Source organism: Serratia sp. CY55921 (assembly GCF_052167655.1).
In the GTDB taxonomy this organism is placed as follows: Bacteria; Pseudomonadota; Gammaproteobacteria; order Enterobacterales; family Enterobacteriaceae; genus Serratia; species Serratia ureilytica.
In genome coordinates this window covers 216,454-232,537 of sequence record NZ_JBJNMU010000006.1, presented here as the reverse complement: position 1 = coordinate 232,537, position 16,084 = coordinate 216,454, and the positions used below count along the sequence as shown (strand labels likewise).

17 protein-coding genes are annotated in these 16,084 nt (G+C 59.2%); 8 read left to right on the top strand and 9 right to left on the bottom strand.

What is annotated here, in order from left to right:
* Positions 1–337 precede the first annotated feature (337 nt).
* Positions 338–901, bottom strand: a complete 564-nt coding sequence (gene gmhB / locus ACJ8M3_RS21865) for a D-glycero-beta-D-manno-heptose 1,7-bisphosphate 7-phosphatase (RefSeq protein ID WP_025304009.1) — start codon at positions 899–901, stop codon at positions 338–340.
* Between the two features lie 188 nt (positions 902–1,089).
* On the opposite strand from gmhB, the gene metN reads away from it, so the two are divergent.
* The 6 genes from metN to proS all read left to right on the top strand — a co-directional run bounded on the left by metN (position 1,090) and on the right by proS (position 6,676).
* Complete coding sequence (metN, locus tag ACJ8M3_RS21860; RefSeq protein ID WP_004932012.1) at positions 1,090–2,121, top strand: methionine ABC transporter ATP-binding protein MetN; 1,032 nt, start codon at positions 1,090–1,092, stop codon at positions 2,119–2,121.
* Positions 2,114–2,767 (top strand): methionine ABC transporter permease MetI, encoded by a 654-nt coding sequence (locus ACJ8M3_RS21855; RefSeq protein WP_004932010.1) that lies wholly within the window; start codon positions 2,114–2,116, stop codon positions 2,765–2,767. The genes metN and ACJ8M3_RS21855 overlap by 8 nt, the downstream gene beginning before the upstream one ends.
* 39 nt (positions 2,768–2,806) lie before the next feature.
* Positions 2,807–3,622, top strand: coding sequence for a MetQ/NlpA family lipoprotein (locus tag ACJ8M3_RS21850; protein WP_033644900.1), 816 nt, complete (start codon positions 2,807–2,809; stop codon positions 3,620–3,622).
* A 114-nt stretch (positions 3,623–3,736) separates the two neighbouring features.
* Positions 3,737–4,141 (top strand): Rcs stress response system protein RcsF, encoded by a 405-nt coding sequence (rcsF, locus tag ACJ8M3_RS21845; RefSeq protein ID WP_025304011.1) that lies wholly within the window; start codon positions 3,737–3,739, stop codon positions 4,139–4,141.
* A complete protein-coding gene (gene tsaA / locus ACJ8M3_RS21840; RefSeq protein ID WP_442514738.1) occupies positions 4,138–4,845 on the top strand; it encodes a tRNA (N6-threonylcarbamoyladenosine(37)-N6)-methyltransferase TrmO in 708 nt (235 codons plus the stop codon). Before rcsF ends, tsaA begins: the two co-directional genes overlap by 4 nt.
* 112 nt (positions 4,846–4,957) lie before the next feature.
* Complete coding sequence (gene proS, locus ACJ8M3_RS21835) at positions 4,958–6,676, top strand: proline--tRNA ligase (RefSeq protein ID WP_033644896.1); 1,719 nt, start codon at positions 4,958–4,960, stop codon at positions 6,674–6,676.
* A 68-nt stretch (positions 6,677–6,744) separates the two neighbouring features.
* Here proS and nlpE read toward each other — a convergent pair whose 3' ends face one another.
* From nlpE to ACJ8M3_RS21820, 3 genes are read right to left on the bottom strand one after another with little or no spacing between them, the layout of a single operon-like run.
* Positions 6,745–7,428: an envelope stress response activation lipoprotein NlpE gene (gene nlpE / locus ACJ8M3_RS21830; protein WP_442514737.1), complete on the bottom strand. Its 684-nt coding sequence runs from the start codon at positions 7,426–7,428 to the stop codon at positions 6,745–6,747.
* 29 nt (positions 7,429–7,457) lie between these two features.
* Complete coding sequence (gene arfB / locus ACJ8M3_RS21825) at positions 7,458–7,871, bottom strand: alternative ribosome rescue aminoacyl-tRNA hydrolase ArfB (protein ID WP_060660319.1); 414 nt, start codon at positions 7,869–7,871, stop codon at positions 7,458–7,460.
* A gap of 3 nt (positions 7,872–7,874) precedes the next feature.
* Complete coding sequence (locus ACJ8M3_RS21820) at positions 7,875–8,423, bottom strand: YaeQ family protein (RefSeq protein WP_033644891.1); 549 nt, start codon at positions 8,421–8,423, stop codon at positions 7,875–7,877.
* A gap of 213 nt (positions 8,424–8,636) precedes the next feature.
* Between ACJ8M3_RS21820 and ACJ8M3_RS21815 the strand changes: the two genes are divergently transcribed.
* Together ACJ8M3_RS21815 and rof are read left to right on the top strand one after the other, a co-directional pair.
* Positions 8,637–8,837 (top strand): YaeP family protein, encoded by a 201-nt coding sequence (locus ACJ8M3_RS21815; protein ID WP_033652508.1) that lies wholly within the window; start codon positions 8,637–8,639, stop codon positions 8,835–8,837.
* Positions 8,824–9,087 carry a Rho-binding antiterminator gene (rof, locus tag ACJ8M3_RS21810; RefSeq protein WP_004931991.1) on the top strand — a complete coding sequence of 88 codons (264 nt, stop codon included), beginning with the start codon at positions 8,824–8,826 and terminating at the stop codon, positions 9,085–9,087. The genes ACJ8M3_RS21815 and rof overlap by 14 nt, the downstream gene beginning before the upstream one ends.
* A 50-nt stretch (positions 9,088–9,137) precedes the next feature.
* Here rof and ACJ8M3_RS21805 read toward each other — a convergent pair whose 3' ends face one another.
* The 5 genes from ACJ8M3_RS21805 to cadB all read right to left on the bottom strand — a co-directional run bounded on the left by ACJ8M3_RS21805 (position 9,138) and on the right by cadB (position 15,931).
* Entirely contained in the window at positions 9,138–9,452 is a 315-nt protein-coding gene (locus ACJ8M3_RS21805; RefSeq protein WP_025304017.1) for a c-type cytochrome, read from the bottom strand.
* Positions 9,452–10,783: a tRNA lysidine(34) synthetase TilS gene (gene tilS, locus ACJ8M3_RS21800; RefSeq protein WP_089197370.1), complete on the bottom strand. Its 1,332-nt coding sequence runs from the start codon at positions 10,781–10,783 to the stop codon at positions 9,452–9,454. The genes ACJ8M3_RS21805 and tilS overlap by 1 nt, the downstream gene beginning before the upstream one ends.
* Positions 10,784–10,839: 56 nt before the next feature.
* Positions 10,840–12,285 (bottom strand): dipeptide permease DtpD, encoded by a 1,446-nt coding sequence (gene dtpD, locus ACJ8M3_RS21795; protein WP_089197371.1) that lies wholly within the window; start codon positions 12,283–12,285, stop codon positions 10,840–10,842.
* Positions 12,286–12,353: 68 nt separating this feature from the next.
* Positions 12,354–14,492: a lysine decarboxylase CadA gene (gene cadA / locus ACJ8M3_RS21790; RefSeq protein ID WP_033635725.1), complete on the bottom strand. Its 2,139-nt coding sequence runs from the start codon at positions 14,490–14,492 to the stop codon at positions 12,354–12,356.
* Between the two features lie 95 nt (positions 14,493–14,587).
* Positions 14,588–15,931, bottom strand: a complete 1,344-nt coding sequence (gene cadB, locus ACJ8M3_RS21785) for a cadaverine/lysine antiporter (protein WP_033644886.1) — start codon at positions 15,929–15,931, stop codon at positions 14,588–14,590.
* Positions 15,932–16,084: the final 153 nt, after the last annotated feature.

Genomic DNA, 16,084 nt, shown 5'->3' with positions numbered 1-16,084 from the left:
TTACTTCAGTTAGTCACTCTTCAAGACTTGATATTTTTTTGCATCCGAAGATGCTGGATATCGTCTTGTGGAGTGCCCACACAGATTGTCTGATAAATTGTTAAAGAGCAGTGAGTTAGACGCTTTCGCTTGCTAACTCGAGGTGGCGTATATTACGCATTCCTCTTTCAGAGTCAACCCTAATTTTCAGGATTTTTTCTCTGCGACCCCCGGATACTCTGTGAAGTTGTTCACATGTTCCGTGTCGATGGAGGCGCATTATAGGGAGCCGGTTCAGAATGACAAGCGTTAATATGCATTTTTTATCTGACCGCTCACTATTCATTCGTAACGCCTATTAAACCCGCTTTTTGATGGCTGCCGGCAGGTCCGCCAGGCTGTTTAGCACCCAATCGGCCAGCTTTTCGCCCTGCTCCGTCACCGGCTTGCCGGTACGCACCAGCACCTTGGTGCCGACGCCGGCCGCGATCGCCGCCTGCATGTCTTCCGGTTTATCGCCCACCATATAAGAAGCGGCCATATCGATGTTCAATTCCTGCTGCGCTTGCAGCAACATGCCCGGCTGCGGCTTACGGCAGTCGCACACCTGGCGATACTCTTCTACTGCCGCCTCCGGATGATGCGGGCAGAAATAGATGCCGTCGAAGTCGACGTCGCGATCGGCCAGCGACCAGTCCATCCACTCGGTCAGGTACATAAACTGGTCTTCGCTGAACTTGCCGCGCGCAATGCCGGACTGGTTGGTCACCATCACCAGCGCGAAGCCCATCTTTTTGAGCTCGCGACAGGCGTCGATCACGCCGTCGATAAAGTGGAAGTTGTCGATTTCATGGACATAGCCATGGTCAACATTAATCGTGCCGTCACGATCGAGAAAAATTGCTGGAACGCTTTGTGTCACCGCTTTGCTCCTGAGGGCCTGTATACGCTAACAGTATCGCATGTTTTACCCCACGCTGAGAACGCCGGAGAACGTCGTTGGTCATTGACTTAGACGTCTAGACGCCTTAACATCTGAGGCATACCTTGGTTCCACGCCGAGGTTTACTTTTATCTAGCCACGGGCAACCACGCTAAAATAAGAAGAATATGATTAAACTTTCTAACATCACTAAAGTGTTCCAGCAGGGTTCGCGCACCATTACCGCGCTCTCTGACGTGACCCTTCACGTTCCTGCCGGGCAAATCTATGGCGTCATCGGTTCCTCCGGCGCCGGTAAAAGCACGCTGATCCGCTGCGCCAACATGCTTGAGCGCCCCACCTCCGGCCAGGTGCTGGTCGATGGCCAGGATCTGACGTCTCTGTCAGAAAGCGAACTGACGCGCGCCCGTCGCCAAATCGGCATGATCTTCCAGCACTTTAACCTGCTCTCTTCCCGTACGGTGTTCGGCAACGTGGCGTTGCCGCTGGAGCTGGACAATACGCCGCGCGCCGAGATCAAAAAGCGCGTGACCGAACTGCTGGAACTGGTCGGCCTGGCGGACAAGCACGACGCCTACCCGGCCAACCTGTCCGGCGGCCAGAAACAGCGTGTGGCGATCGCGCGCGCGCTGGCCAGCAACCCTAAAGTGCTGCTGTGCGACGAGGCCACCAGCGCGCTGGATCCGGCCACCACCCGTTCCATCCTGGAACTGCTGAAAGACATCAACCGCCGTCTGGGCCTGACCATTCTGCTCATCACCCATGAAATGGACGTGGTGAAACGCATCTGCGACCAGGTCGCGGTCATCAGCCAGGGGCAGCTGATCGAAAAAGACAGCGTCAGCGAAGTGTTCTCGCACCCGAAAACGCCGCTGGCCCAACAGTTCATTCAGTCCACGCTGCATCTGGATATCCCGGACGACTACGCCGCGCGCCTGTCGCCGGAGCGTCAGGGCGACCGTCAGCCGCTGCTGCGCCTGGAGTTCACCGGTCAGTCGGTCGATGCGCCGCTGCTGTCTGAAGCCGCTCGCCGCTTCAACGTGAACAACAACATTATCAGCGCCCAGATGGATTATGCCGGCGGCGTGAAATTCGGCGTGATGCTGGCGGAGCTGCACGGCAGCGACGAAGACGCGCTGGCAACGATTAAGTTCCTGCAAGAAAATCAGGTAAAAGTAGAGGTTCTGGGTTATGTCTGAGGCAATGATGTGGTTGATGGCGCGTGGCGTGTGGGAAACCGTCATGATGACCTTTGTCTCCGGCTTTTTCGGTTTCGTGCTCGGCCTGCCGGTAGGCGTGCTGCTGTATGTCACCCGCCCGGGGCAGATCATCGCCAACAATTCGCTGTATAAAATCCTGTCCGGGCTGGTGAACATCTTCCGTTCCATCCCGTTCATTATCCTGTTGGTTTGGATGATTCCGTTTACCCGCATGATCGTCGGCACCTCGATCGGTCTGCAAGCGGCGATCGTGCCGCTGACCGTCGGTGCCGCGCCGTTCATCGCGCGCATGGTGGAAAACGCCCTGCTGGAGATCCCGTCCGGTCTGGTGGAAGCGGCGCGCGCCATGGGCGCCACGCCGATGCAGATCATCAAGAAAGTGCTGCTGCCGGAGGCCCTGCCGGGCCTGGTCAACGCCGCGACCATCACCCTGATCACCCTGGTGGGCTACTCCGCCATGGGCGGCGCGGTCGGCGCCGGCGGCCTGGGCCAAATCGGTTACCAATACGGTTATATCGGTTATAACGCCACAGTTATGAATACCGTATTAGTATTACTGGTAGTTTTGGTTTATCTGATCCAATTCTGCGGCGATCGCATCGTCAAAGCCGTTACCCATAAATAGTTTCACAGCATATTAATGCGAGTCTAATGAGGAAGGGATATGTCGTTAACATTTAAATCCATCGCGACAATTGGCGCACTGATCGGCACTCTGGCTCTGGCGGGCTGCGGCCAGGATGAAAAGAATCCAAACCACATCAAGGTCGGCGTGATCGTCGGCGCTGAACAGCAAGTGGCCGAAGTGGCGCAGAAAGTGGCGAAAGAGAAATACGGTCTGGACGTTGAGCTGGTCACCTTCAACGACTACGTGCTGCCTAACGAAGCGCTGAGCAAAGGCGATATCGACCTGAACGCCTTCCAGCACAAACCGTATCTGGATCAGCAGATCAAAGATCGCGGCTACAAGCTGGTGCCGGTCGGCAACACCTTTGTTTACCCGATCGCCGGTTACTCCAAGAAAATCAAATCGCTGGACGAGCTGAAAGAGGGTTCTCAGATCGCACTGCCGAACGATCCGACCAACCTGGGCCGTTCGCTGCTGCTGCTGCAGAAAGTCGGTCTGATCAAACTGAAAGACGGCGTTGGCCTGCTGCCGACCGTACTGGACGTGACCGAGAACCCGAAAAACCTGAAGCTGGTTGAGCTGGAAGCCCCTCAGCTGCCGCGCTCTCTGGACGATCAGCAGATCGCGCTGGCGGTGATCAACACCACCTATGCCAGCCAGATCGGCCTGACGCCGGCGAAAGACGGTCTGTTTGTGGAAGATAAAGACTCGCCTTACGTCAACCTGCTGGTTGCGCGCGAAGATAATAAAGACGCGGAAAACGTGAAGAAATTCGTTCAGGCCTACCAGTCTGACGAAGTGGACGCCGCCGCCAACAAAATCTTCAACGGCGGTGCCGTGAAAGGCTGGTAAGCGCTTATTCACCAATTTTATTCCTATAATTGCAAGACGGGCCAAGGCCCGTCTTGTTATTTCCGCCATAGATTGCTTCAATAGCGCCACTTTCATTAAGGCAGAGGAATCTCAATGCGTGTTTTACCTCTCTGTTTGTTAGCGCTCGCGCTGGCCGGATGTTCATCGCAACGTATCGCGCCATCCTCAACAAACAGCACCAGCAAGCCGACCACGACCGCCCCGGCCAAGACCACGCCGGCCGCCCGCCCCGCTCCGGTAAAACTGTATAAAAGTGCAGAAGAACTCGTGGGTAAACCATTCCGCGATCTGGGTGAAGTGTCCGGCGAATCGTGCCAAACCACCGTACAAGACTCCCCACCGAATCTGGCTACCGCCCGTAAACGCATGCAAATCCGTGCGTCTTACATGAAGGCCAACGCCGTGCTGCTGCACGACTGCCAGATTGTCAGCGGCGTCGCCGGTTGTTACCAGCAGGCCGTTTGCCAGGGCTCGGCGCTTAACGTCTCGTCTAAATGACCGAATTCGTTTTTGAGCAGATCGGCGTGATCCGCTCGCCGTATAAAGAGAAATTCGCCGTGCCCCGCCAACCGGGGCTGGTCGAAGACGGTGGCGGCGAACTGCTGCTGCTGCCGCCTTACAACCAGGCGGAAGCGGTTCGCGGTCTCAGCGATTTCAGCCATCTGTGGGTGATGTTCATTTTCCATCAAACCATGGAAGGCGGCTGGCGCCCGACGGTACGCCCACCGCGTTTAGGCGGCAATGCCCGCATGGGCGTGTTCGCCACCCGCTCCACCTTCCGCCCCAACCCGCTCGGCATGTCGCTCATTGAGCTCAAAGGCGTACGGGTGAAAAACGGGGAAGTGGCGCTGGAACTGGGCAGCCTCGATCTGGTCGACGGCACCCCGGTGGTGGACATCAAGCCTTATCTGCCGTTCGCCGAGAACCAACCGCAGGCCCGCGCCGGCTTTGCCCAGGCCGCGCCCGCCGGCGATATGCCGGTGCGTTTCGCGCCGCAGGCGGAACAGCAGCTGCAGCAACATCAGGCGCGCTACCCGCAATTAAGGCGTTTTATCAGCCAGGTGCTGGCACAGGACCCCCGTCCCGCCTATCGTAAAGGAGAGGACGTCGAACGGGATTACGCCGTCTGGCTGCTGGATTTCAACGTGCGCTGGCGCGTCGTGGACGGCCACACCGAAGTGCTGTCGCTCGACCCGCGTTAAAATTCCGCCGCCTCTCTTTTGGCGACCCGCTCGCGCTGGTAAACTAAATCACTTTTTGGCCGCCACTCTGGCAGCCCGATGCAATTTGCAGTTCTAACGGAACCAAAACACCATGCGTACTAGCCAATATCTGCTCTCCACTCTGAAGGAGACACCTGCCGACGCCGAAGTGATCAGCCACCAGCTGATGCTGCGCGCCGGGATGATCCGCAAGCTGGCCTCCGGTCTTTACACCTGGCTGCCGACCGGCCTGCGCGTTCTGAAAAAGGTTGAAAACATCGTTCGCGAAGAAATGAACAATGCTAACGCGATCGAAGTGTCCATGCCGGTGGTTCAGCCTGCCGACCTGTGGCAGGAAAGCGGCCGTTGGGAGCAATACGGCCCCGAGCTGCTGCGTTTCGTCGACCGCGGCGACCGTCCTTTCGTGCTGGGCCCGACGCATGAAGAAGTGATCACCGATCTGATCCGCAACGAGATCAGCTCGTACAAGCAGCTGCCGCTGAACTTCTTCCAGATCCAGACCAAGTTCCGTGATGAAGTGCGCCCACGTTTCGGCGTGATGCGTTCCCGTGAGTTCCTGATGAAGGATGCCTACTCCTTCCATACCTCGCAGGAGTCTCTGCAGGAGACTTACGACGCGATGTACGAAGCGTACAGCAAAATCTTCAGCCGCATGGGCCTGGATTTCCGCCCGGTGCAGGCCGATACCGGCTCGATCGGCGGCAGTGCGTCGCACGAATTCCAGGTGCTGGCAGACAGCGGTGAAGACGATATCGTGTTCTCCACCGGTTCCGACTTCGCCGCCAACATCGAGCTGGCGGAAGCGGTCGCTCCGGCAGCGCCGCGCGCGGCGGCCAGCGAAGAGCTGCGCCTGGTGGATACGCCAAACGCCAAAACCATCGCCGAGCTGGTCGAGCAATTCCAGCTGCCGGTGGAAAAAACCGTGAAGACGCTGATGGTGCGCGCCACCGAAGAGAGCGGCCATAAACTGGTCGCCCTGCTGGTGCGCGGCGATCACGAGCTGAACGAAATCAAGGCCGAGAAGCTGGCGCAGGTTGCCGCGCCGCTGACCTTCGCCACTGAAGAAGAGATCCGCGCCATCGTCGGCGCCGGCCCGGGTTCCCTCGGCCCGGTCAAGCTGCAGATGCCGGTGGTTGCCGACCGCAGCGTAGCGGCGATGAGCGACTTTGGCGCCGGCGCCAACGTCGACGGCAAACACTACTTCGGCATCAACTGGGAGCGGGATCTGCCGCTGCCGCAGGTGGCCGACATCCGTAACGTGGTGGAAGGCGACGCCAGCCCGGACGGTCAGGGCACGCTGCTGATCAAACGCGGCATTGAAGTGGGCCATATCTTCCAGCTCGGCACCAAGTATTCGGAAGCGATGAAAGCTACCGTACAGGGTGAAGACGGCCGCAACCAGGTGCTGACCATGGGTTGCTACGGCATCGGGGTGACGCGCGTCGTGGCCGCCGCCATCGAGCAGAACCACGACGAACGCGGCATTATCTGGCCGGACGCCATCGCGCCGTTCCAGGTCGCTATTCTGCCGATGAACATGCACAAGTCGTTCCGCGTGCAGGCGCTGGCCGAAGAGCTGTACAACACCCTGCGCTCCCACGGCATCGACGTGATCCTCGATGACCGCAAAGAGCGCCCGGGCGTGATGTTCGCGGATATGGAGCTGATCGGCGTGCCGCACTCTATCGTTATCGGCGACCGTAACCTCGACAACGAAGAGATCGAGTACAAAAACCGCCGCGTCGGCGAGAAGCAAATGATCAAAACCGGTGAAATCGTTGATTTCCTGCTGGGCCAGATCAAACGCTAAACACCGAGCGTCAGCGAATAAAAAACCCGCCTAGGCGGGTTTTTTTATGTCCATGGGGACAGGGGAAGTTAGTTGTTGCTGCAGCTTTTACTGCGGTCGAACGCGATTTTACCGTCCGGCACCACCGCCTTCTCTATCTGCCCCTCTTCCATCGACGGCTGCACGCTGAAGTGCGCGTTGAAAGTCAGAAACACCGGCTCACCGGCATCCTTATTGGCTTTGGCGTAACCTTGCTCCAGCGCGATGTTGTTATCCACCGGGAACGTGATGCCGGTGGCGCAATCTTTGAACACCGCCGCGTCGGCCATATAGGTGTAGCTGCCTTTCATCACCATCGGCGTTTTAGGCAATTGCTTCTCGACCGGCTCCAGACGATAATTCAGCTTGGAGGCGATCGGCGCGCCGCTGCGATCCAGCATCTCAAGACTCTTGCCCACCGGGCGGAAGTAGCGTTTTTCCCCGGTGCTGTCAGTCAGCACCAGCTTATCCGCGGTGCGCGCCCATTTGCCGTAGTCGGCGAAGGTCTGATCGCCGTCTTTGGTGCCGCGATAAGTTTCCTGCAGCACAAAGGTGCCGTCCTCATCCAGGAACAGCGCCGTATCCAGCCCGCCGCAATCGGCGCAAGGCAACAGCCCTTGATAACTCTGCGGCATCGCCTGCAGCGGTTGTTCCTTCGGTTGATAATGATTGTTGCATCCCAACAACGAGAGTGCGCCTGCCGCCAAGAACAGGGCTACCGTAATTTTCTTCACAGTTATTCTCCTACTGTGTTCATGTATTCCTAAGTGCGAACCTTGCCACGCAGCGCCTTGGTGGCGCCCTTACGCGCCTTGCCTTCCAAACGGCGCAATTTTGCCCCTTTGGTCGGCTTGGTCGCCTTGCGCGTTTTTTCCACCACCATCGCCTGCTGAATCAGCGCGACCAATCTGGCCAACGCCGCTTCGCGATTCAATTCCTGACTGCGATACTCTTGCGCCTTGATAATCACTACGCCATCAGCGGTAATGAGATGATGATTCAGCGCCAGCAGCCTTTCCTTATAATACTCTGGCAGGCTGGATGCCCGGATGTCAAAGCGCAAATGGATCGCCGTTGAGGTTTTGTTCACGTGCTGGCCACCCGCGCCCTGCGCGCGGATCGCCGTCAATTCCAGCTCATTATCCGGTATGGCTACGTTTCTTGACAGTTCCAGCACCGGTCACACCTGTGCCTGCTGCCACTCGGCAAACTGGATTTCCAGACTATTCTGAGCATCAGACAGCCAAATAGTTCCCTCCTGCAGCGTTGCCTGCAGCGTCATGGTGCGGCTGGCCAGCGCCGTCAGGCGCGCCAGCTGTTCGTCATCGAGGAAGCGCACGCTCAGGTTCTTGTAGCCGGCCACTTTTCCCTGCATCGCCTGCCACCAAACGTGCGCGGCGCGCTCGCCGTAAGCGTACAAGACCACGCGCGGCGACTGGTTGCAGGCCTTGCGGATGCGTTTCTCGTCGGGCAATCCCATCTCGATCCACATTTCCAGCCCGTTGTGGTCGTTGCGCTGCCAGATCTCCGGCTCGTCGTCGGCGCTCAGCCCTTTGGTGAACACCAGCCGCTCGTCGGCGTGGCAGATCCAGGCCAACAGGCGCAGCATCATGCGTTGCTCATTTTCGGACGGGTGTTGCGCCAGCGTCAGCGTGGCGTCGTGGTAGAAGTGACGATCCATATCAGCAATATTGACCGCGGCTTTATAAATGGTTGCTTTCAGCGCCATGGGTGACCTCGTTATTATCCGGCGACAGTGTACTTGATCAGGGCCAAACCCCGCCAGCGCGGCCAGGCTGCGGCAGTGCGAAAGGCGTGCCGGGGTGCTGATAACTCCATAACAGCTGTGCTATAGTCGTCTAGGATAGGATAAAACTCCGAGAGTCTGCGCCTCATCGCGATAGTAGTCTTGATGATGCAGAGGTTCTTAAGGGAGGAAACTGTGCAACAATACTGTGAGTTAGTACGCCGTACTTACGCCGAGATTGGCAGTGGAGATCTTGGCTACGTGCCTGATGCGCTGGCTTGTGCGTTAAAGGCATTGGACGATGTCGCAGCGAACCACGCGCTACCGTCCTCCGTTAGGGAACAGGCGGCCTTTGCCGCCGCTAACTTATTGGTGAGCGACTATGTTGATGAATGATGAGTACCAACCCATCAATTGCGATGACTACGACAACCTGGAACTCGCCTGTCAGCATAAACTTATTCTGAAGCTGGAGTTACGCGACGGAGAAGTGATCGAGGCCAAGGCGATCGACCTGCTGCAAAAGAAACGCGTTGAGTATCTGACCATCGAACAGAACGGCCAGCAGCGCGACCTGCGTCTGGACCATATCAGCAGTTTCAGTCATCCGGAAATCGGTACCGTGGTCGTCAGTCTGTCGGACTGAGCAGCGGTAACCCCATCCCAACAGGGCAGCCCAACGGCTGCCCTCGTCATTTAGGGCTTCAGGCTGGCGTAATAAGCCGCCAGATCGGCGATATCGTCATCCGACAATCCCGACACATAGGCTTTCATCACCTCGGCCTGGCCGCCGTTGCGTTCCCCTTTCTTGTAGGCCTGCAACGCGTGCTGCAGGTACATGGCGTTCTGCCCGGCCAGATTCGGGTACATCGGCACCGTCACCTTGCCCTGCGCGCCGTGGCAGGCCGCGCACGCGGCGGCTTTGGCCTGACCGGCGGCCGCATCCCCCGCCGCCAACGCCGGCAGGCTGAACAGGCCGGCGGCCAACAGCGCGATTTCCACAAACTTCATCATTGCTCCTCACGATTATGATTTTTTTCCCAGCGCAGCCGCCACGGGCATTCGCATTCCGGCACCTGCCCCGCCTCACAGACGAATACGCCCAGCGCGGCGATCAGCTGCTCATCATAATAAATCAACGGGATACGTTCACGCTGCCAGGGAGGGATACCCAGCTCCTGCCACAGTTTTTTTATCGGCCGCGAATGGGCGCGCCCCGCGATGCGCACCGCGCCCTGCACGCCGCCGAAACGAATGCTAATCTGCTGCGATGGCAGCGGCGCGCGCAGCGCCAGATCGCCCTCCCCGGCAACCAACTGCCCCAGCCCGTCCGGCAACGTCAGCGGCAGGTCAGGCTGCCAGGGCAGATGCACATCGCGCAGTGCCGCCAGCGGCGGCAACAGGTGCAATCGGCCTCGGAAGCGGCGGATCTGATAGGCGCCGAGCTGCAGCTGCGGTTCGGCATCTTCCCGGCTGAGCGCCACCTCATCCCACAGACGCTGCAACTGCTCACGCGCCGGCATGGTAACGTTGAACAATGCGATCCAGCGCCGCAACAGAGCGAAGCGCCGCACCGGCGAACAGGCCGTCAAACCGTCGATCGCCAATGAGCGATCCGCCGCCAACAGGCTTTGCAGCGGTTCCGCCAGCAGCTCGTCCAACAATTGTTCCTGTTCGGCGCACAGGCTGGCGCTGCGCGCCACCGCCGAAGCGAAGTGCGGCCAACGTTGATTGAGCTGCGGCAACACCTGCAACCGCAGGAAATTGCGATCGAAGCGCGTGTCCTGATTGCTGTCGTCGTCTATCCAGGTTAAGGCGTGGCGTTGCGCGTAATTTTCCAGCGTTTGACGCGAGCAGCCCAGCAGCGGCCGCAACAGCAGGTGCTCGCCCAGCGTGGCGCGCGCCGCCATCGCCGACAATCCCGCCGGCCCGCTGCCGCGCTTGAGCGCCAACAGGAAGGTTTCGCTTTGATCGTCAAGGTGTTGGGCGGTGAGCAGCGCTTCGCCCTCCGCCAATGCTGCGCTGAAAGCGGCATAGCGCGCCGCACGCGCCGCCGCTTCGATGCCGCCCTGGCGGGCATCCACCTGCACGTGCGTCACCGTCAGCGGGATCCGCCACTCGGCACACCGGCTGCGGCAATGCTCAACCCAACGGTCGGCAAAGGCGCTCAGGCCATGGTGCACGTGCAGCGCACGTAGCTGCAGCGCCGGACGTTGGCGGCGCAACGCCGCCAGCAGATGCAGCAGCACGCTGGAATCCAGGCCGCCGCTGAACGCCACCAGCAGCCGCTGCTGCGCGCCCAGCTGGTCCGCCACCTGCGTCGTTAATTGATCAGTATCCATCGGTAGGCTTTGTCACTTCTACATAGCTGCACGTTAACCCCGCCTACCGCCATCAATCAAGCATTAACCGTCCGGGCCTGGCGTCGCGTCAGCAGCCACCAGCCGCCCAGCACCGCGATCACCGCCAGCGCACATCCGGCCGCTCCCCAGCCGATCTGGGCGAAAATGCGGCCATACGCCTGCATCGCCGCCCCTTCGATGTGATCCTCGGCGGTCTGATTGGCGATAATGCCCGCCAGATAGTTGGCGATCGAACCGGTCGCCAACATATAGATGCCGGTCAACACGCCGGTGGCGCCGGGGATATTCAGCCGGGTGATCTGCGCCATCGCCACCGGATCGATAAACAGTTCGGCAAAGCCCATCACCGCCAAACCGGCGATCATCAGCCCCATCGATCCCGGCCCGTGCAGCCGCGTATTGAGCGCCATCAGCGTAAAGCCGACGCCGATCAACAGCAGACCGAAGGCGAACTTGCACCAGATGCGCAGCGTGCGATCGCCATCGCCGCTCGCCAGCCAGGCCAGCGCCACGCCACCCAGCATCACCGCGCAGGCGTTAACCGACTGGAACAGCGCGGTCGGCACCGTCCAGCCAAACCAGCGCCGGTCAACGAAATGATCGATAAACAGGCTGATGGAGCTGCCGCCCTGCTGGGCAAAAGCCCAGAACAGCGTGCCCAGCAGCATCAGTACGATGATCTGCCACAGCCCCCGGCGCTGGCCGGCGTCCGCGCGCAGCATAATGCGCGCCACCAGCGCCACCGCCGCCACGCACACCAACCCGAGCAAATAGCCGGCCCAGTCGCGTTCAAACAGCAGCGTGAAGAACAGCGGCGACGCCAGCAGCGCCGCCAGCAGCCATCCCCAGTGCGGCAGGCCCAGGCTCCTGGCGCGCATCAGCGGTGCATTCACGCCGCGCGTATGGCGGAAATGGCGTCCGCCCAGCAGAAAAATCACCAGGCCGGCGAACATGCCGATCCCGGCCAACGCAAAGCCGACGTGCCAGCCATAGCGCTCGGCCGCCAGCCCGCAGGCGATCGGCGCCAGAATAGATCCGACGTTGCCGGCGGCGTACAGCAGCGAGAAGCCCCCTTCGCGGCGCGAGTCCTGCGCCGGATACAGTTCGCCCAGCAGGCAGCTGATATTGGATTTGAACAGGCCGTAGCCGCAGATGATGATCGCCAGCGCCAGATAAAGCGACTGGGCGGAGACCGCGCTCAGGCCAAGCACGATATGTCCCAGGGTCATCAGCGCCGCGCCGGCGATCACCGCGACGCGGTTGCCCAGCAGGCGGTCGGCGAGCCAGCCGCCAAGAATAGGAGTGACGTAAACTAACGAAGCGTAAGCGCTGTAGAGATCGATGGCGTGGCTGTCGGTATAGCCGAGTTGGTGGGTCAGATAGAGGATCAATAACGCACGCATGCCGTAAAAGCTGAAATATTCCCAAATTTGTATCGCTACGACATAGTAGATTGCGCGCGGCTGTGAGGGTGTTTTCATGGTGGTCTCCCATCAGTCGGTGAACGACAAAGGGGAAGCGCGAGCGCCTCCCCTCTTATTGGCTGCGGTTATTTCGCCTTCAGCACTTTCACCCGATAACGTCCGTCCGCCTGGCGATAGGCGCCGTGAATGTCGGTTTCAAAGCCCGGATAATGCGCGCCGATTTCGCACAGCATCTGCAGGAACTCCAGCACCGGCCGGCTCTCTTCGGTCAGCATCTCGCCCGGCATCACCAGCGGCACGCCCGGTGGGTATGGGAGGATCATGTTGGCATTGACCTTACCGACCATCTCTTCCAGATAGACCTCTTCCACTTCGCCGTGCAGCTCTTTCTGGAACGCCTGGTACGGATTCATCACCATGGTTGGCAGCACTTCGAACGCGCGGTACATCAGGTCCGGCAAGTTGTGTTGCTCCACCAGGCGGTGAATGTTCTGCGCCAGATCCTGAATGCGCATGTTTTCATAGAAATCAGGCGCTTCCTGATACAGCGAAGGCAGCATGTTTTTCACCCGCAGGTTCAGGTCGAACGAGCGTTTGAAGTCGGTCATCGCGCGCAGCAGGCTGAGCGCCTTGGTTTTATCGATGCCGATGCTGAACAGGAACAGCAGGTTGTAAGGCCCGGTTTTCTCGACGATGATGCCGCGCTCGTCGAGGTATTTCGCCACGATGCTGGCCGGGATACCGAACGGCTGCATCTCGCCTTCCTTGCTCATCCCCGGGGTCAGGATAGTGACCTTGATCGGGTCCAGATACATGTGTTCGTTGTCGATGTTCTTGAAACCGTGCCAGGCGCTGTCGGAGCGCAGCGGCCAGCATTCCGGCTCATCGATATGCTCCGGCTGCCAGACGTCGAAGAACCAGCCGTCGGACTCGACTTTCAGGCGTTTGATCTCTTTGCGGAACTTGATCGCGCGCTCGATAGAGCCGTTGATCAGGCGCTTGCCGGCGTTGCCTTTCATCATCGCCGCGGCGGTTTCGGTCGACGCCACGATGCCGTAGTGCGGCGAGGTGGTGGTGTGCATCATGTAGGCTTCGTTGAAGGTCTCTTCGTTGATGTCACCCTTCACATGAATCATCGAAGCCTGCGAGAAGGCCGCCAGCAGTTTGTGGGTGGACTGGGTTTCATAGATCACCTTGCCCTCCACGCGGCCGCCGCTCATGCCGCACTTGCCTTTATAGATCGGATGGAAGTTGGTGTAAGGCACCCAGGCGGAGTCGAAATGGATCGACTTCACGTCCAGAGTGTTCTTGATAAAGTCGGTGTTGTACAGCAGGCCGTCATAGGTGGAGTTGGTGATCACCGCATGCACCGGCCAGGTGGCGTTCGGGGTCTCCTTCACGCGTTTGGCGATGGTGGCGCGCTGGAACTCGCTCTGCGGAATGCCGCCGAGGATGCCGTAGGCATTGCGGGTCGGGCGGAAGTAGATCGGCGTGATGTCGCTCATCATCATCAGGTGAGTCAGCGACTTGTGGCAGTTACGGTCAATCAGCACCGTGCTGCCCGCCGGCGCCGAATACATGCCGACGATCTTGTTGGCGGTGGAGGTGCCGTTGGTCACCATGTAGCTGCGCTCGGCGTTGAACACGCGGGAAATGTACTCTTCCGCCTCTTTGTGCGGGCCGGAGTGATCCAGCAGCGACCCAAGCTCGGACACCGAAATCGAGATATCCGACTTCATGGTGTTCGGGCCGAAGAAATCGTAGAACAGGCTGCCCACCGGGCTTTTCTGGAAGGCGGTGCCGCCCATGTGGCCCGGCGTACAGAAAGTGTATTTGCCTTCGCGCACGTATTTGAACAGCGCCTTGGTCAACGGCGGCAGGATGGTGTCGATATACTCGTCGGTATTCTGTTTGATCTTGGCGGCGATGTCGGTTGCCGCGCCGAGCGCATACTCGAAGAAGCGCACCTGCATGCGCAGATCGTTCAGGCTGACGTCCAACGTGGAATAGGTGTTGGCGAATGCGTACAGCGGCATGTATTCGTTCAGCTGGCTGATCTCTTCGCACAGCTCCAGATTGTATTTGTCCCAGTCAAAGATCACCCCGCACAGACGGGCGTTGTTCTCGATCAGTTTCAGCAGGTCTTCGCGATCGTTAGGGTAAACGATGCGGAAATCCAGACTTTCCAGCGCCTGATGCAGTTCACGGATAGGCTCTTCTTTGAAGTAGACACCCATGTGATTCATGATGGCGATAACGTTCATATGCATTTCTCCTGGCAAAGCAAGCCCCTTCCCGTCGCGGCTGACAGGTCGGAAAGAAAGGGGCTGGGTAAATTCAGTCGGTCAGCGGACGCGAATCAGTGCGCTTTGGCCGTGGTGTTTTCATCGACCGCCGCTGCATTGGCAGCCTGGCGGGTATTCATTTTCCGGGCGTAGAACATCAGGATAATCAGGCTGATGATAAAGGTGCCGGACAGTTCGAAAGAGTTGGCGCCCATCAGCGCGATGAAGCAGAAGCCGCAGCCGCACACCGAAGCGATCAGGCTCAGCAGGTTGCGCACGTTGACCCCTTCGAAGCGAATCAGGTCTACGCAGGAGTAGAAGTAAGGCAGCATGGTCAGCAGCACCGCGATGCCGGTCAGCTCGCCGAACAGATCGGAAGCCTTGCCGCCGGCGGAGCTCATCAGGGTGATCAGCACCATCAGCGCGGTCATTTTGCAGCTCGCGAGCAGCAGGCCTTTTTTCGGAATGCCGTTTTTATCCAGCTCGCCGTACACTTTCGGGAAGTTGCCGTCGTTGGCGGCGCGCACCCCGGCCTGGCCGACCAGCATCATCCATGACCCGAGCGAGGTCAGGCAGGCAAAGGCGGTGAACGCGGAAACCATCGGTGCCGCCCAGTTGCCCATAATCGCCGAGGCGCTGATGGCGAACGGCGCGCCGCTGGCGGCCATTTCAGACGCCGGGAACATGCCGCTGATCACTTGGGTGGCGGCGATGTAGATGATGCCCGCCAGGCCGGTGCCAAGCATGGTCGCCAGCGGCACGGTGCGTTTCGGGTTTTTCACCATGCCGGTGCTGACCGCCGCGGATTCCACGCCGATGAACGCCCACAGGCACAGCAGAATACTTTTGATGACCGCATGGCTGTCGGTGGTGCCGGAGGTATTCCAGTTAGCCTGGTAGGTGGCGGCGTCAAACCAGTGCCAGCCGAGGGTGGCGGTTACGATCACCGGGATCAGCACCAGCACCAGGCCCAGGGTGGTCAAGCGGCTGACCCAGGTCCCGCCCAGCATGTTGACGAAGGTGAAGATCCACACGATGGCGATACAGGCGATGCCGGCAGGCACCGGGTTGTTCAACGCCGGGAAGAAGGTGGAGAGATAAGAAACGGCGGTAATGCCGATGGCCAGGTTGCCGATCCAGTTGGCATGGTAATAAAGCACGCCGGTCTGGAAGCCGAACGCCGGGGAAATTTCACCGGCGTAGGCGATAGGGCCGCCCTGCTGCGGGTTTTTGGTCGCGAGGCGGGCGTACACGTAGGCCAGCGACATCGCCCCGATAATCGAGATCACCCATCCCCAAATGGCGATGGATCCGAGACTCGCCAGGTTGGCGGGCAATAAGGCAATCCCGCTCCCCATCATATTACCGGCGACTACGCCGGTGCAGGCAATAAGCCCTATTTTCTTGGGTGAAGCCATGGTCAGTTTCTCCTGATTTACGTTTCTTATAAGCCACACCCATAAATAAAAGATTTTAATGAGCCGGCTTGATAGTCAGGATGCTAACCATCGGCAGAAATAAAGTCCTAAAGATAAAGTGAGATTACGCTCATGATCATACAAATGATAATC

Bases quoted from the DNA above. Each gene is read 5' to 3' on its own strand.
- metN (WP_004932012.1), top strand. From the start codon at position 1,090: ATGATTAAACTTTCTAACATCACTAAAGTGTTCCAGCAGGGTTCGCGC.
- ACJ8M3_RS21855 (WP_004932010.1), top strand. From the start codon at position 2,114: ATGTCTGAGGCAATGATGTGGTTGATGGCGCGTGGCGTGTGGGAAACC.
- ACJ8M3_RS21850 (WP_033644900.1), top strand. From the start codon at position 2,807: ATGTCGTTAACATTTAAATCCATCGCGACAATTGGCGCACTGATCGGC.
- rcsF (WP_025304011.1), top strand. From the start codon at position 3,737: ATGCGTGTTTTACCTCTCTGTTTGTTAGCGCTCGCGCTGGCCGGATGT.
- tsaA (WP_442514738.1), top strand. From the start codon at position 4,138: ATGACCGAATTCGTTTTTGAGCAGATCGGCGTGATCCGCTCGCCGTAT.
- proS (WP_033644896.1), top strand. From the start codon at position 4,958: ATGCGTACTAGCCAATATCTGCTCTCCACTCTGAAGGAGACACCTGCC.
- ACJ8M3_RS21820 (WP_033644891.1), bottom strand. From the start codon at position 8,423: ATGGCGCTGAAAGCAACCATTTATAAAGCCGCGGTCAATATTGCTGAT.
- rof (WP_004931991.1), top strand. From the start codon at position 8,824: ATGTTGATGAATGATGAGTACCAACCCATCAATTGCGATGACTACGAC.
- ACJ8M3_RS21805 (WP_025304017.1), bottom strand. From the start codon at position 9,452: ATGAAGTTTGTGGAAATCGCGCTGTTGGCCGCCGGCCTGTTCAGCCTG.
- tilS (WP_089197370.1), bottom strand. From the start codon at position 10,783: ATGGATACTGATCAATTAACGACGCAGGTGGCGGACCAGCTGGGCGCG.
- dtpD (WP_089197371.1), bottom strand. From the start codon at position 12,285: ATGAAAACACCCTCACAGCCGCGCGCAATCTACTATGTCGTAGCGATA.
- cadA (WP_033635725.1), bottom strand. From the start codon at position 14,492: ATGAACGTTATCGCCATCATGAATCACATGGGTGTCTACTTCAAAGAA.
- cadB (WP_033644886.1), bottom strand. From the start codon at position 15,931: ATGGCTTCACCCAAGAAAATAGGGCTTATTGCCTGCACCGGCGTAGTC.